13 protein-coding genes are annotated in these 15,735 nt (G+C 72.7%); 12 read left to right on the top strand and 1 reads right to left on the bottom strand.

Going from position 1 to position 15,735, the window contains the following annotated elements; translation table 11 throughout:
• Nucleotides 1–175: 175 nt before the first annotated feature.
• From ABEA93_RS21255 to ABEA93_RS21240, 4 genes are all read left to right on the top strand, one after another.
• Nucleotides 176–958 (top strand): FadR/GntR family transcriptional regulator, encoded by a 783-nt coding sequence (locus tag ABEA93_RS21255; RefSeq protein ID WP_345677246.1) that lies wholly within the window; start codon nt 176–178, stop codon nt 956–958.
• 88 nt (nt 959–1,046) lie between these two features.
• Entirely contained in the window at nt 1,047–1,958 is a 912-nt protein-coding gene (locus tag ABEA93_RS21250; protein WP_345677245.1) for an alpha/beta fold hydrolase, read from the top strand.
• 108 nt (nt 1,959–2,066) lie between these two features.
• Nucleotides 2,067–3,365 (top strand): amidohydrolase family protein, encoded by a 1,299-nt coding sequence (locus ABEA93_RS21245; protein ID WP_345677244.1) that lies wholly within the window; start codon nt 2,067–2,069, stop codon nt 3,363–3,365.
• A complete protein-coding gene (locus tag ABEA93_RS21240; RefSeq protein ID WP_345677243.1) occupies nt 3,362–3,691 on the top strand; it encodes a hypothetical protein in 330 nt (109 codons plus the stop codon). Before ABEA93_RS21245 ends, ABEA93_RS21240 begins: the two co-directional genes overlap by 4 nt.
• Nucleotides 3,692–3,794: 103 nt before the next feature.
• Here the strand turns inward: ABEA93_RS21240 and ABEA93_RS21235 are convergent, their stop codons facing one another.
• The gene (locus ABEA93_RS21235; protein ID WP_345677242.1) at nt 3,795–6,056 is read right to left on the bottom strand and encodes a beta-propeller domain-containing protein; all 2,262 of its coding nucleotides are present in this window, start codon (nt 6,054–6,056) and stop codon (nt 3,795–3,797) included.
• A 109-nt stretch (nt 6,057–6,165) separates the two neighbouring features.
• On the opposite strand from ABEA93_RS21235, the gene ABEA93_RS21230 reads away from it, so the two are divergent.
• From ABEA93_RS21230 to ABEA93_RS21195, 8 genes are all read left to right on the top strand, one after another.
• Nucleotides 6,166–7,317, top strand: a complete 1,152-nt coding sequence (locus ABEA93_RS21230) for an acyl-CoA dehydrogenase family protein (RefSeq protein ID WP_345677241.1) — start codon at nt 6,166–6,168, stop codon at nt 7,315–7,317.
• 74 nt (nt 7,318–7,391) lie between these two features.
• Entirely contained in the window at nt 7,392–8,666 is a 1,275-nt protein-coding gene (locus ABEA93_RS21225) for an FAS1-like dehydratase domain-containing protein (protein ID WP_345677240.1), read from the top strand.
• Entirely contained in the window at nt 8,663–9,484 is an 822-nt protein-coding gene (locus tag ABEA93_RS21220; RefSeq protein ID WP_345677239.1) for an enoyl-CoA hydratase/isomerase family protein, read from the top strand. The genes ABEA93_RS21225 and ABEA93_RS21220 overlap by 4 nt, the downstream gene beginning before the upstream one ends.
• A 6-nt stretch (nt 9,485–9,490) precedes the next feature.
• Complete coding sequence (locus tag ABEA93_RS21215; protein WP_345677238.1) at nt 9,491–10,783, top strand: acyl-CoA dehydrogenase family protein; 1,293 nt, start codon at nt 9,491–9,493, stop codon at nt 10,781–10,783.
• Between the two features lie 5 nt (nt 10,784–10,788).
• On the top strand, nt 10,789–11,514 hold the full coding sequence (locus tag ABEA93_RS21210) for an enoyl-CoA hydratase/isomerase family protein (RefSeq protein WP_345677237.1): 726 nt from the start codon (nt 10,789–10,791) through the stop codon (nt 11,512–11,514).
• Nucleotides 11,511–12,410: an enoyl-CoA hydratase/isomerase family protein gene (locus tag ABEA93_RS21205; RefSeq protein ID WP_345677236.1), complete on the top strand. Its 900-nt coding sequence runs from the start codon at nt 11,511–11,513 to the stop codon at nt 12,408–12,410. Before ABEA93_RS21210 ends, ABEA93_RS21205 begins: the two co-directional genes overlap by 4 nt.
• Nucleotides 12,407–13,981 carry a class I adenylate-forming enzyme family protein gene (locus ABEA93_RS21200; RefSeq protein ID WP_345677235.1) on the top strand — a complete coding sequence of 525 codons (1,575 nt, stop codon included), beginning with the start codon at nt 12,407–12,409 and terminating at the stop codon, nt 13,979–13,981. Before ABEA93_RS21205 ends, ABEA93_RS21200 begins: the two co-directional genes overlap by 4 nt.
• Nucleotides 13,978–15,546 (top strand): FadD3 family acyl-CoA ligase, encoded by a 1,569-nt coding sequence (locus ABEA93_RS21195; protein WP_345677234.1) that lies wholly within the window; start codon nt 13,978–13,980, stop codon nt 15,544–15,546. Before ABEA93_RS21200 ends, ABEA93_RS21195 begins: the two co-directional genes overlap by 4 nt.
• The last annotated feature ends 189 nt before the right edge of the window (nt 15,547–15,735 follow it).

Here is a 15,735-nt window from a genome sequence, read left to right as displayed (position 1 = left end):
GTCTCGCAAATACTTGACTGGGTAAAGTTTCTATGACGGTCCGTCACAAACCGCAAGGGGCGCCGGGGCGGCGCAGGGGATTCGGCAACGGCCGCCGACCTTATTATCTTTGTCACGATGGGCAGCTGACGGACGGCTGATGGACCGCCCACGGACACCGGGAGCGCGCCGCCACATGGAGACCACCGACGGGATGCGCCAGCGGCAGATGCGCCAGCCCCGCCTGGCCGAGATGGTGTCCGACGACCTGCGCGAGGAGATCCTCGCCGGGCGGATCGGCCAAGGCGAGAACCTGCCGCGGCAGGAAGACCTCATGGCCCGGTTCAACGTGAGCGGCCCTTCGGTGCGCGAGGCCCTGCGCATTCTGGAGACCGAAGGGCTGGTCACCGTCCGCCGCGGCAACGTCGGCGGCGGCACCGTGCACCTCCCGACCTCGGCGCGCGTCGCCTACACCCTCGCGCTCGTCCTGGAAGCCGAGCGTGCGCCGCTCGCCGACCTCGGCCTGGCGGTGCTGCAACTGGAGCCGATGTGCGCCGCGTTGTGCGCGGAGCGCGAGGACCGGGCGGACACGGTCGTGCCGGAGCTGCGCGAGGTGCTCGCCGAGCAGCGGCAACTCACCGCGGACGCGCCCGCGTTCAACCGCACCGCGCGCCGCTTCCACGAAGTGCTGGTGGCCGGCTGCGGCAGCGCGACACTGGCACTGGTCGTCGGCGGACTCGAACACGTCTGGTCGGCGCACGAAGAGGAATGGATCCGCGACGCGTCCGCGGCCGGGGACGAGCCCGCGCAGGAGGCCTTCGACGCGGGCCTGCGCGACCACGAGAAGCTCGTCGCGGCGATCGCCGCCGGCGACGCCGCCCGGGCGTCCCGCATCGCGGCCAAACACCTGGATGCCACGCAGCGCTACACCGGCCGGGAGGACGCCGCGCGGCGCGTGCGGTCCCGGCTCGTGCGCTGACCGAAACCGGTTTTCGCTCTGGATCATTCGCTCTCCCCGCGCGAGGATGCCCGCGCACCACGGCGTCCTATGTGCGGAGGAGTACGCGATGGCCCCGACACCCCGTCAGGTCCGGTTCGGCAGCGAGGAATACGGCACCCGCAACCCCGCGGGGGAGCCGCTCGGGCTGGCCGCCGACCGCTGGGCACCGGACGGCGACCCGGTCGGCGCGGTCCTGCTGCTGCACGGCGGCGGGCAGGCCCGCGGCTCGTGGACGCGCACCGCGGCCCGCCTCGCCGCCCGCGGCTGGATCGCCTACGCACTCGACCAGCGCGGCCACGGCGACAGCGACTGGGCGGCCGACGGCGACTACACGATCGACGCGTTCGTCGCCGACGTCCGCGCCGTCGCGGCGCGGATCGCCGCCGAGGACGGCCACGTCCCGGTCCTCGTCGGCGCCTCCCTCGGCGGCTGGGTCTCGCTGCTCGCCGAAGGCGAAGAGCAGGGCCACACGCCGGGCCTGGTGCTGGTCGACATCACGCACCGCACCGAACGCGAGGGCGTGGACCGGATCAGCGAATTCATGCTCGCGCACCGGGCCGGTTTCGCGTCGCTGGACGAGGTCGCCGACGCGCTCGCCGGGTACCAGCCGAACCGGCCGCGGCAGTCCGACCCGGAGAAGCTCGCCCGGAACGTGCGGCAGCGCGCCGACGGCCGCTGGTACTGGCACTGGGACCCGGCGTTCATGGGCACCCTCGGCAGCGCGGGCGGCCGCGGGCCCGACGTGACGCCCGAGCGCCTCGCCGACGCGGCGCGCAAGGTCACCGTGCCGACGCTGCTGGTGCGCGGCCGCCAGTCCGACGTGGTGAGCGTGGAAGCGGTCCACGAAATGCTCGCGCTCATCCCCGGGTCGACCTACGCGGACGTCGCCGACGCGGGCCACATGGTCGTCGGCGACGACAACGACGTGTTCACCGAGGCGCTCGCCGGACTCCTCGACTCCGTCGCGGCCAAGGGTTAGCATCGCCCCGCGACCTCTATTCTTATAAAGATAGTCATCAAAGGAATCCGCCACCGAGCCAGCCGATCCCCCAGTTCTCCGTGAACGCCAAGGCCCCGGGAGGGTGCCATGCGCAAGGACGACCTGATCCTCATCAGCGTGGACGACCACATCTGCGAGCCGGCCACGATGTTCGACGCCCACGTCCCGGACCGCTACCGCGACCGCGCACCGCGCGTCGTACTCCGGGACGACGGGGTGCAGCAGTGGATGTACGGCGACGCCCGCGGCCGCGACCTCGGCCTCAACGCGGTGGCCGGCAAACCACCCGAGATGTTCAACATCGACGCCAGCCGCTACGACCAGATGCGTGCGGGCTGCTACGACGTCCACGAACGGGTCCGCGACATGAGCGCGGGCGGCCAGCTCGCCGGGCTCAACTTCCCCAACTTCACCGGCTTCTCCGGGCAGGTGTTGTGGCAGGGGCCGGACCGGGACGTCAACGAGGTGATGATCAAGGCGTACAACGACTGGCACGCCGACGAGTGGTGCGGCGCCTACCCCGACCGGTTCATCCCGTGCGGGATCCTGCCGCTGTTCGACGTCGAGCGGGCCACGGCCGAGCTGCGCCGGCTGGCGGCCAAGGGCGTGCACGCGGTGACGTTCTCGGAGAACCCCGAGGCGCTGCAGCTGCCGAGCATCCACACGCGCTACTGGGACCCGCTGTTCGCGGCGGCGTGCGAGGAAGGCACGGTGCTGTGCCTGCACGTGGGTTCGTCGTCGCGGCGGGCCCCGTCGTCGTCGGACGCGCCGGCGAGCGTCAACATGACGCTGTCGTCGGTGATGTCGACGTTCTCGCTGGTCGAACTCATCTGGGCGGACATCTGGGGGCGCTTCCCCGACCTGCGGTTCTCGCTGACCGAGGGCGACATCGGGTGGATCCCGTACTTCCTGTGGCGCGCCGAGCACGTCCAGCGGCGCCATTCGGGATGGACGAAGGCCGAGTTCCCCGAGGGGCTTTCCGGGCCCGCCGACGTGTTCCGCAAGCACATGCTGTGCTGCTTCATCAGCGACGCGGTCGGCGTCGACCTGCTCGACCACTTCAACACCGACAACGTGTGCTGGGAGTCGGACTACCCGCACTCCGACAGCAGTTGGCCGCACGCGCCGGAGGAACTGGAGACCCTGTTCGCCGGACTGCCGGACGACTTGGTGGACCGCATCACGCACGGAAACGCGATGCGCCACTACCGGTTCGACCCGTTCGCCATCCGTCCGCGGGAGCGCTGCACCGTCGCGGCGCTGCGCGCGGAGGCCGGCGACGTCGACACCGTCACCCGCGTCGGGCGCCCGGCCGACGACCGGGACCTGGCAAGTTGGCAACGACTCACGTCGGCGGGCGCGGCGTCTCCGAGGAGCAGCACGTGACCACCGAGAACACTGCCGTCATCCGTACCGGCGCCCGCCTGCGCAGCCAGGTGTGCGCCACCGAGGTCATCGTCGTCCGCCCGCCCGCGGACGGCGTCGACCTCACGTGCGGCGGGCACCCGATGATCGCTCTGGACGCCGAGGCGGTGGTCGGCCTCGCGTCCGAACCCGAGCTGTCCGGCGGGGCGTTGCTCGGCAAGCGCTACACGCTCGCGGACGACGACACGTTCGAGGTGCTGGTCACCAAGCCGGGCACCGGCACGCTCGGCGACGGCGCGGTGCCGCTGGTCCTCAAGGAGGCCAAGGCGCTGCCGGCCAGCGACTGACCGGTGCAGGCGTGCCCGCCGTCCCGGGGGAGCCGGGACGGCGGGCACGGATGCGGCGAGGTGTCCGCCGCGGCACCCCGCCCGTCGAGGACGGGTCAGGCCGTCACGCGAACGGGATCCAGGCCCGCTCGCCGAGGTCGGCCAAGGCGTTGACCTTGAAGCCGCCGCCGGAGACCGTCCACAGCTCGTCGCCGATGACCAGGGAGCGCCGGACCTGGAGGCCGCCGGGGTGCTCGATCCGGCCGACCGGGGTGAAGGAGCCGTTTTGGAGCTTGAGCACGAGAGCCGCCGGGCCGGAGGTCGGGGCGAACGTCGGGCTCCCGGCCGTGCCGCCGCTGTTCGGCGACGTGGACGGCATCCCGGGCATGACGTACGTGGTGTTCATGGGGATGACCAGCGTCCCGGTCTGCGGCCAGTACAGGAACGCGTGCGGGTCCATTTCGGCCTCCGACGAGGCGTATTGCAGCGCGTAGTTCGCGATGCGCCGCGGGTCGGTGAGGTTCGCGACGTCGAACAGGGAGACCTGGGTGCCGAGTTTGCGGCCGCTGTCGGTGGCGTCCTGGCCGACGCCGATGAGCTTGCCGTCCGCGATCGGGTGCAGGTAGGCGGAGTAGCCGTTGATCTTCAGCTCGCCCATGACCTTGGGCGCCGCCGGGTTGCTCAGGTCGAGCGAGTACAGCGGGTCGGTCTGGCGGAACGTCACCACGAAGCCGACCGCGCCGGTGAACCGCACCGCGTAGATCTTCTCGCCCTTGCCCAGGCCGCCGACCCGGCCGACGACGGGCAGGTTCGCGTTCTTGGCGTCGAGGACGTCCACCGCGCTCTCGGCCGGCGCGGCGACGGGCGACAGCTGCGGCTTGCCGACCACGGACGAGGTCGGACGGCTCGCCGCCGAACCCGGGCCGCTGCCCGGCACCGCGGTCGACCGGTTGTCGGACGAGGTCCCGGGGGTGCCGCGCGTGCTGCCCGCGCCGGTGGTGGCGACCCGCAGGTGGCCTTGGTACTCGGACAGCGAGTACTGGTTGAGGAGTTGCCCGTCGACGTCGCCCGCGCCGGTCTGCCTGGGCGTGCCGTTGCCGGAGATGGCGAACTGGTAGATCGCGGTGCGCGGGGCGTAGACGGCACCGGACGGCATCTTGGTGTTCGCCCGGTACTCGGGGTACTGAGGGTTGTAGCGCGCCGCGATGTAGAGGTTGTCGGACGACGCGTACACGGTCTCCGCGTCCGCGGCGACCGTCACCGGGCTGCCGGTGCCGAGGTCGCCGTTCAGGTCGAACGACAGGACGGACGTGGTGGACGCGCCGGTGTGGCCGTACGAGCCCGGCGCGGTGGCCGGGCGGCTGACGCCGGTGCAGTCGACCAGGCGGCCCGAGGCGGTGCTGCCGTCGGATTTGGCGAGGGTGTAGCCGGGCAGCCAGTCGTCGATGGTGGTCTTGGCGAGGGCGTTCTCGTAGCGGCTCTTGTAGGTGCCGCCGCCGGAGTCGTCCGTCCGCGGGCCGCGCGGCGTGGACTTGACCACGACGCGGGCGGTGGAGCCGACTTGGCGGGCGTCGAGGTAGGAGCCGTCCACGGTCAGTTTGCCGAGCAGCTTGGGTGTGCCGGACAGGTCGACCAGGGCGAGGGTGGACGTTCCGGCGGGAGCGTAGGACTGGGTGGTGCGGGCGCTGCCGGGGCCGGCCCCGTAGGCGTACACGCCGCCCGGGATGACCAGCAGGGCGCGGTTGCCGGACAGCAGCATGTCGGTCGCCGAGCCCGCGTCGCCGAGGTCGAGTCTGCCGGTTTCCTTGTGGGTGGCCGCGTCGACGATGTGCAGCTTGCCGTCCGCGACGGTGTAGACGCGCTTGCCGTCGGTCTTCACCAAGTCCGGTTCGTCAACGCCTTGTTCCTGCACGTTCGTACCGGAAAAGGCGGGGGACTGGGCGGACTGGTCGGCGGGGGCCTGCGGGGCGACGGCCTTCGAGGCGTCCTCGGCGGAGTTCGCGCCGGGCGCGGCGTTCGGTGCGGCGGCGGCTCCGGGAGGTATCGCCCCGGCACCCGCGGCTTCGCGCGTCGTCACATCGGCCCGGGACAGCGCGGCCTTGCGGAAGTCGTCGAGGAGCGTCTCGCACGAATCGAACGTCGTGAGCGTCAGCATCTTGGCGCGGGCTTCGGTGGCCGCCTTGCTGAGACCCTCCACGCCTATGCCGCCGGGCGGGTCGCTCGGTTCTTTGCCGGAGTCGGATCCGGCGGACGTGCAGCCGGACACGGTCAGGCCGGCCGCGAGGAGCAGGCCGGCCACGGCCCGGCCGCGGCGGGCGGCGGGCGCAGCGAGGGACCGGTCGGCGGGAGCCGCCGCCGGTGGCAAGGAGCCGTCGTGGGTTCGCATGGCGGTGTGACGGGACGTCCCCGGATCCGGTTCCCGTGCCGTCCGGACCGTCCGCCCGGCCCTTCCGGCGCGCCCGCGCGGTGCGCCGCCGACCGAGAGGAATCCGCCCGTGGAGGCGAACCCGTCAACCGGCCCCGCGACCACCCCGGCGACCACGGCCGAGGACCGCGAGGCGCTGCGCGGCACCTTGCGCGCGTTCTTCGCCGAACACGGCGCCGAGGACGCGGTACGCCGTCTCATGACCGCCGAGTCCGGCCATGATCTCGCGGTCTGGACCCTGATCACCCGCCAACTCGGCCTCACCGCGCTGGGGTTGCCCGAGGAGTACGGCGGTGTCGGGGGACCCGCCGAGCTGGCCGTCGCCTGTAGGGAGGCGGGCCGGGCGCTGTTGGGTGCGCCGCTGCTGTCCACGCTGCTGGCCGGGCAGGCGGTGCTGGCCGGCGGTGATCCCGCGGCCTGCGCCGACCTGCTGCCGCGTATCGCGGACGGCACGGTGACCGGCACCGTCGCGGTCGCCGAACCGGACGGGCGGTGGCGGTCCGACGCCTATGCCACGGCGGCCCGGCCCGCGGGCGGGGCGTGGGAGCTGCACGGCACCAAGACCTTCGTCCTCGACGCGCTGACCTCGGACCTGATCGTGGCGGTGGCCCGGACCGACGGAGGCCCCGGCCTCTTCGCCGTCGAAAACGCCTCCGCCGCCCCGGGGTTGACGCGCCGCGGTCTGGCCACACTGGATCTGACGCGGCGCCAAGGCCGCCTCGACTTCGCAGGGACCCCCGCGCGGCGGCTCGACCGCGGCGACGGGGCGGCGGCCGTGGGCCGGGTCCTCGACATCGCCGCGGTGCTGCTGGCGGCCGAACAGGTCGGCGGGGCCCGGTACGTGCTCGAGCAGACGGCCGAATACGCCCGCACGCGGGTTCAGTTCGGCCGTCCCATCGGCTCGTTCCAGGCGGTCAAGCACAAGTTGGCCGATGTGCTGATCCGCGTGGAGTCCGCCGATTCGGCCGCCTTCGGGGCGGTGGCGGCGTGGGAAGCCGACGATGCCGAGCTGCCGCTGGTAGCTGCGCTGGCGAAGGCCTATTGCTCCGAGGCATATGTGCATGCCGCGCAGGAAGCCGTCCAGGTGCACGGCGGGATCGGCTTCACCTGGGAGCACTGGGCGCATCTGTATCTCAAGCGGGCCCGGTCGACGCACGAACTGTTCGAGGCGCCACGGGTGCACCGCGAGCGGATGGCGGGGCTCTTGGTGAACACCCCTTGAACTGGTGAACATCCCTTGAACTCTTAATCATTATAAAGATAGCCTCGGGCGACCCGCCCCGGCAGGAGGTAGCGATGCCCGCTCAGCACGGTGTGATCACCGAGGAGGCGATCGCCCGCCTGCGGGCCCGCATCGGGATCCCGGAGCCGCACACCGCGCCGCCGCACTATCTGCGCCCCGGCACGGACGCCTTCCGGCACGTCGCCGAGGCCTACGGCGACGACAACCCGCTGTGGGGCGACCCCGACTACGCGGCTGCCACCCGGTGGAAGGGCGCCATCGCACCGCCCACGCTGGTCGGCGGCGACACGCTGATCGGCGAGGACGAGGTCACCCGGGTCGCCGACGAGCACCGCGACCTGATGAAGGGCGACCCGCTGCGCGGCGTCCACGCCTTCTACTCGGCGAGCCTGCGCGAATGGTGGGCGCCGCTGCACCCCGGCCACCGGGTCTTCCGGCGCAACGCCCTGGTCGGCGTGCACGACAAGTCCAGCGCGTTCGCCGACCGTGCCGTGCACGAGTGGACGGGGCAGGTGTTCGCCGACGACACCGGCAGCCTGCTCAGCGCCCAGTACCGGCTGATGATCCGCGCCGAACGGTCCAAAGCCCGCGGCAAAGCCCGCGAGAAGCACGTCGAGCCGGCGACCTACACCGAGGACGACATCGCCGCCATCGAGGCCCAGTACGCCGCCGAACGCCCGCGCGGCGCGGAGCCCCGCTGGTGGGAGGACGTCGCGGAAGGCGACCCGGTCGGCCCGCTCGTCAAAGGCCCCTTCACCGTCACCGACCTGGTCTGCTGGCACGTCGGCATGGGCATGGGGATGTACGGCGTCAAAGCCCTCCGCCTCGGCGCCGCCAACCGCCGCCGCATCCCGCGCTTCTACCACCGCGACCCGCAAGGCATCCCGGACGTGATGCAACGCATCCACTGGGACCCGGAGTTCGCCAAGCGCTCGGGCAACGCCACCACCTTCGACTACGGCCGCATGCGGGAGAACTGGCTCATCCACCTCTGCACAGACTGGATGGGCGACGACGCCTGGCTGTGGAAACTCGACTGCGAGTTCCGGGCCTTCAACTACACCGGCGACACGCAATGGCTGCGCGGCACGGTGGCCCGCAAGTACCTCGCGGACGACGGACGCCCGGCCGTCGACCTGGACATCGCCGCGGTCAACCAGCGCGGCGAAACCACCACCCCCGGGCACGCCACCATCCTGCTGCCCAGCCGCGAGCACGGGCCGGTGCGGCTGCCGGACCCGCCCGGCGGCGCCACCGACCTCCCCGGGGCGCTGGAAGCCGCCGTCCGGCAGTTCGCCGAGCGCGACGAGAAGGGGGCCGGCCAGTGACCTACCACTCCGTACCGGGCCTGGACGCGGACCTCGACTCCGGCGTGCTGCGCCTCACCCTCGACCGTGCCGCCAAACGCAACGCCCTCGACGACACCATGGTCGCCGGCCTCATCGACGCCCTCGACACCGCCGGACGCGACGAAGCCGTCCGCGCCGTCCTGCTGAGCGCCCGAGGCCCGCACTTCTGCACCGGCGCCGACATCGTGCAGCGCAACGCCGCCGACGAGACCCAAGGCCCCGGCGTGAAGCCGCGCGTCGGCAGCATCCAGCGGCGGCTGCCGTCGCAGGCACACCGGCTGATCCCGCTGATGCTCACCGTCCAGGTGCCGGTGGTGTGCGCGGTGCGCGGCTGGGCCGCGGGCATCGGTCTGGCGCTCGCGGTGGCCGCGGACGTCACGGTGGCCGCCGACGACGCGCGCTTCTGGGCGCCGTTCGCCACCCGCGGGTTCACCCCGGACAGCGGCGTCACCTGGCTGCTGCCGCGCCGCGTCGGCGAGGTCCGGGCCCGGCGCATGCTCCTCTTCGGCGAGCGCGTCCCGGCGGCCCAGGCCGAGGAATGGGGCCTGATCCACCGCACCGTCCCGGAACCCGACCTGGACAAGACGGCCGCCGACCTGGCCGCCGAACTCGCCGCGGGGCCGACGGTCGCCCTCGGCCTCACCAAATGGCTGCTGCACAACGGCAGTTCCGCGACCTTGGAGCAGCAGCTCCGGGACGAGGGGTTCGCCATGGAACTCTCGTCGCGCAGCCGCGACTTCCGCGAAGGCATGGCCGCGTTCCTGGGCAAACGGGCCGCCGACTTCCAGGGGCGGTGAGCCGGGGTGGCCGATCTCGTCGACGCCGACGGCAAACTGCTGCTGCCTTCCGACCGCACGCGCGTCGCGGAGACCGTCGCGGCGTGGGTGGAGCGCTACGTGCCCGCCGCGTGGATCGAGGCGGCGCCGCACGGCCGCGCAGCCATCCGGGAAGTCCGCAGCCGGGCCGCGTACGAGGCCTGGTACCCCGTGTTCGGACGTTCCGGACTGGTCGCCGCGACGTGGGAACCCGAGTACGGCGGGCTCGGCCTCAGCCGCGCCGAAGCCCGCAGCGCCGACGCCGTGCTGCGCCCGTACAACCTCGGCCGCCTGAACCCCCTCGGCCTCGGCAACGCCGCCCCGGCCTTGTTCGCGCACGGCACCGACGCGCAGAAGCTCCGCTTCCTGCCGCCGATCGTGCGCAACGAGGAGTTCTGGTGCCAGCTCTTCAGCGAACCGGGTGCCGGATCCGATCTCGCGTCGCTCGCCACCCGCGCGGAGCGCGACGCGGGCGGGGACTGGCTGGTCACCGGGCAGAAGGTGTGGACGACGTGGGGGTTCCGCGCCGACTTCGGCGTGCTGCTGGCCCGCACCGATCCGGACCGGCCCAAGCGGCGCGGGCTCACGTACTTCCTCCTCGATCTGCGGCAACCCGGAGTCGAGGTAAGGCCGTTGCGGACGATGACCGGCGAATCGGAGTTCTGCGAGGTCTTCCTGGAACGCGCGTTCGTGCCGGACGCGCACCGCATCGGCGCGGTCGGCGACGGCTGGAAGGTCGCCGCCGCGACACTGTCCGGGGAACGCCAGATGGTGTCCGGGGCGGGCTCCGGCGGCGTCGACCGGATCGGCGGCTCCGGCATCGCCCACCTGCTGGCGCTCGCCCGGCGGATCTCCGCCGAAGGACGCCCGGGCGGCTGGGACGAGCCGTCCGTGCGGCAGGAACTCATGCGGCTCTACAGCGAGGAACGCATCCGCGCGTGGACCAACGACCGCGTCCGCGCCGGCTTGCAGGCGGGGCGCCCGCCCGGTCCGGAAAGCTCCATCGGCAAGGTCCACCAGGGCGAACTCAACCAGCGCATGCAGGCGTTGGCCGCGGAGCTGCTGGGCGCCTACGGGCAGGCCTGGGACGCTGCTGCCGAGGCCGGCTATGAGGACACGCTGCCGCACGAGGTCAAAGGCATGCTGCGCAGCCGTGCCAACACCGTCGAGGGCGGTACTTCCGAGGTGAACCGCACGATCCTCGGCGAACGCGTCCTCGGGCTGCCGCGCGAGCCGGATCCGTGGCTCGACAGCGCGTGGCGCGACGTGCCGAGGAGCTGACCGCCATGACCGCTGTTGCGACGGGCTCGCCCCGGGGGTTCGAGACGCTGATCGTGGAGCGCGAGGGCCCGGTCGGCTGGCTGATCTTCGACCGGCCGACGCACGGCAACGCGATGGACGCCGTGATGCTCGCCGAACTCGAGCGGGCTTGGCAGGAGTTGGACGCGGACCCGGACGTGCGGGTCATCGTCAACACCGGCTCGGGACGGTCCTTCCAGACCGGGCTCGACGTGCGGCAACTCGCCCGGGAACCGCAGGCGTTGCGCGAGCAGTCGCGGCGGACCAAGCGCTCCGAACTGCGGCTGACCGCGCACCACAACCGGGTCGCCAAGCCGGTGATCGCCGCGGTCAACGGGGTGTGCGCGGGCGGCGGACTGCACTTCGTCGCGGACGCGGACGTGGTGCTGGCGGCGTCGGACGCGGTGTTCCTCGACCCGCACGTCACCGTGGGGCAGGTGTCGGCCTCCGAAGCGATCACGCTGGCGCGGCGGATGCCGTTCGAGCCGGTGATGCGGATGGTGCTGACCGGGCGGCACGAGCGGATCTCCGCGGCCCGGGCCCGCGAACTGGGCATGGTCGGCGAGGTCGTCGACCCGCCGGACCGGCTCCGCGAGGCGGCCCGCGCGCTCGCGGCGACGATCGCCCGCAATCCCCCCGAGCACCTGGCCGCGGTCAAACGCGCCTTGTGGCAGGCCTTGGAAAGCCCCGGCGTCGGAAGGACGAGCCCGTGACCTACCCCGAGTTGGCGTATCTGAAGCTGGAACGGCGGGGCCCCGTGGGGTGGCTGATCAACAACCGGCCGGACCGGCTGAACGCGATGAACAGCGCGATGCGCGACGAGTTCGCGGTGGCGTGGAAAGCGTTGGACGCCGACCCCGAGGTGCGGGTCATCGTGCACACGGGGGAGGGCCGTGCCTTCCAGACCGGGGTGGACGTCGCGGAGATCGCGGGCGACGGCGTGGGAATGGAGCGGTACCGGCAGTCGATGGAGGACTTCGACGTCCACTTCACGGCGTGGCACCAGGGTGTCGCAAAGCCGGTGATCACCGCGGTGAACGGGTTGTGCGCGGGCGGGGCGTTCCATTGGGTGGCGGACGCGGACATCGTGCTGGCGGCGTCCGACGCGCAGTTCTTCGACCCGCATGTGTCGGTGGGGCAGGTGGTCGCCATCGAGGCGATCGGGCTGCTGCGGAAGATGCCGTTCGAGGCTGTGATGCGGATGGCGCTGACGGGCCGGCACGAGCGGATGACCGCGCAGCGGGCGTACGAGCTGGGCATGGTCGGCGAGGTCGTCGACCCGCCGGAGCGGCTGCGCGAGGTGGCGCAGGAGCTGGCGGAGAAGATCGCCCGCAACTCGCCGGCCGCGATGGCCGCGACGAAGCGCGCGCTGTGGGGCGCGTTGGAGATGGGCCTCACCGACGCCTGCAAGGCGGGCGCGAAGGAACTGGTCTCGATGTGGGGGCATCCGGACCAGGAGGAGGGGCCGAGGGCGTTCGCCGAGAAGCGCGAGCCGCGATGGGTGGCACCGGAAGGGGCAGCGGCCGCGGGCGGCGCAAGCGCACCCCGATCCGCCGCCGCCGACTCCGCACCGCCCGACGGGAGCCGCGCCGCCGGGGAGCCCTCATGAGCGTTGACTCCTCCCAACTCCGGCTCACGGCGCTCCTCGACCCCCGTCCCGGAGATACCGGCACCGTCGCGATCCACTCCGAGGCCCGTGAGGTCACGCGGGCCGAACTGCGCGTCGGGGCCCTCGCGCTCGCCGACCGTCTGCGGGCCGTCGGGGTGCGCCCGGGCCAAGCCGTCGCGGTCATGTCCGCCGACGGGGCGGACACGGTCGCGGCACTGTTCGGCGTGTGGTTCGCCGAGGCCGTGTACGTCCCGCTGAACCCGCGGTTGACCGACCGCGAGCTGGCGCACGTGCTCGGCGAGGTGCGTCCGGCGGCGATCGTCGCGGGCGGTGCGGGGACGGAGCGGTTTCCGGGGCGGCAGGTGATCGAGGCGTGCGGGCGCGGCGGCTCGTACGCGTGGTCGGCGCGTGCGGCGGATTCCACGCGGTCCCCGGACACCGCCGCCCCACCCCACTCCGCCCACACCCCCGATACCGCCCTCATCCAGTTCACCTCCGGGACCACCGGCCCGCCCAAACCCGTCCTCCTCCGCCACTCCGGGATCTCCGCGCTGCTCGAACCCGTGCTCGCCAAGCTCGTCGGGGCCGGCCGCAAGCCCCGGGCCGATCCGATGCCGAATCTGATCCCGACCTCGTTGTCCCTCTGGGCCGGCATCTACAACGTCCTCTTCGCGTTCCGGGTCGGGGCGCCGGTGGTGCTCATGGAGCGGTTCGACACGCGGCGGTTCGCCGGGTACGTGCGCCGGTTCAAGATCCGGTCCGTCGTTCTGCCGCCCGCCGCGATGGTGATGCTCACCGACGACGCGGCCGTCGCCGACCTGGCCCCGCTCGCCTACATCCGCAGCATCACCGCCCCGCTGTCCCCGTTCCAGGCCCGCCGGTTCCGCGACCGGTTCGGCATCACCGTGCTCAACTGCTACGGCCAGACCGAGATCGGCGGCGAGATCGTCGGCTGGAACGCCGCCGACGCACGCGCGCACGGCGAGGCCAAGCTCGGCGCCGTCGGCCGCCCGCACGACGGCGTGGCGCTCGCCATCCGGGACGACGACGGCACCGACCTGCCCCGCGGCGCCTCCGGCGAACTGTGGGTCCGCACCCCCGCAATCGCCGACGGCTACGCGAACGGCTCCGGACTCGCCGACCGCCTCGACCCCGACGGCTGGTTCCGCACCGGCGACATCGGGCGCGTCGACGCCGAGGGCTTCCTGTGGATCGACGGCCGCGCGTCGGACATGATCAATCGCGGTGGCCTCAAGGTGTTCCCGGCCGAGGTCGCCGAGGTCCTCGGAGCCGCGCCCGGGGTCGCCGAGGCCGCGGTGGTCGGCGTACCGGATCCGCGCCTCGGCGAGGTGCCGTGGGCGGTCGTGGTGCCGCGTACCCCGGGCGGAATCGACGCGGTTGTGCTGGATGCCTGGTGCCGGGAACACCTCGCCCCCTTCAAGGTTCCGGTGCGCTATGCCACGGTGGAGGCGCTCCCGCGGACCGAGGCGGGCAAGGTGCGCACCGCGGAACTCGCCGCCCTCGCCCGGGACGCGCCCGACGCCCCCACTCCGGGAGGGACTGCTCCGTGAGACAGACCGTCGCACATCTCGTCCGCGCGGCCGGCGACCGTTACGGCGACGCCGAGGCGGTGGTGGACGGAGAAACGGTCCTGTCGTTCCGCCGGCTGGCCGACGAGGTCCTGGAGTTCGCCCGCGCCGCCGGCGCGCACGGCATCGTGCCGGGCGACCGGGTCGGCATCTGGGCGCCGAACTCGGCCCGCTGGCTCGTCGCATCACTCGGGGCGGTGACGGCGGGCGCGACCGTCGTCCCGATCAACACCCGCTACCGCGGCGGCGAGGCCGCGGACCTGCTGCGCCGATCGCGCGCCGTCGCGGTGTTCGCGGACGACGGCTTCCTCGGCTACGACTACCTCGGGGCCCTGGCCCGCGCCGCCGAGGAAGAGCCGCTGCCCGACCTCCGCCTCACCGTCGACCTCGGCCCCGGCTCCGCTTCCTGGGACGACTTCGTGTCCGGGGCGGACGCCCTGACCGAGGACTACGCCCTCGCGACGATGGACTCGATCCGGCCGAACGACCACTCGCACATCATCTTCACCTCGGGGACCACCGGCACTCCCAAGGGCGTTCTGCTCAACCACCGGGCCCTGGTGCGGTTGTACGCGGCGTACAGCGGCATCTGGGGCATCCGTGAAGGCGACCGCTACCTCGTCCCGCTGCCGTTCTTCCACACGGGCGGCCAGTCGGCGGTGCTGTCGTGCCTGACGCGCGGCGCGACGATCCTGCCGCTCGCCGTGTTCGACCCGGGGAAGGTGCTGGAACTGGTCGACCGGCTCAAGGTGAGCGTGCTGATCGGCGCGCCGACGATCTTCGCGTCGCTGCTCGACCACCCGGACCGCGACGCGTACGACCTGTCGTCGCTGCGACTGGCCGCGACCGGGGCCGCGGTGGTGCCCGTCCGACTCGTCGAACGCTGCCGGGCCGAACTGCCGTTCGAGCGGTTCATCACCGCCTACGGCCTCACCGAATGCCACGGCACCGCGACGATGTGCCGGGAGGACGACGACGCGGCGACCGTGGCGACGACCAACGGCAGCGCGCTGCCGTCCGTCGAGGTCCGCATCGTCGGCCCGGACGGCAGCGACCTGCCGACCGGCGAGCCGGGCGAGGTGTGGGTCCGCGGCTACAACGTGACCGAGGGCTACCTGGACGACCCGGCGTCCACCGCGCAGGCCGTCGACCCGGACGGCTGGCTGCACACCGGCGACATCGGCACGCTCGACATCCGCGGCAACCTGGCGATCACCGACCGGCTCAAGGACATGTTCATCGTCGGCGGGTTCAACGTCTCCCCGGCCGAGGTCGAGCAGGTGCTGACCCGGCATCCGGCGGTGTCGGAGGCCGCGGTGATCGGGGTGCCGGACGGGCGGCTCGGCGAGGTGGGCCAGGCGTACCTGATCCCGAAGCCGGGCGCGGCCGTGCCCGACCCGGCGGAGATCGACGCGTGGTGCCGCGAGCGGATGGCGAATTTCAAGGTGCCGCGGAGCTTCGTCGTGGTGGACGCCCTGCCGCGCAACGCGACGGGCAAGGTGCAGAAGACGGAGCTGCGGGAGGCGGCGGGCCGCGGCGGGGGGTGACGCGCCCGGGTCCGCCCGGTTTCGACCCATCCGCGCTTAGAGTGGCTCCGTGCGGCTCTGCTTCGGCATGCCCGATCCGCCTGCCGGGGTATTGCCGCTCCCCGGCGGCCGCCTCGGGTCGCTCGGCCGGGCCGCGAAGGAAGCAGGGATCTCGCAGCGGGCGGCGAGCGATCGACGCCCGGCTCCCGC

The sequence above is a fragment of the Yinghuangia aomiensis genome (assembly GCF_039542225.1).
Lineage (GTDB): Bacteria > Actinomycetota > Actinomycetes > Streptomycetales > Streptomycetaceae > Yinghuangia > Yinghuangia aomiensis.
Note: the sequence above shows the minus strand (reverse complement) of the source record. Positions and strands in the feature narration are given on the sequence as shown.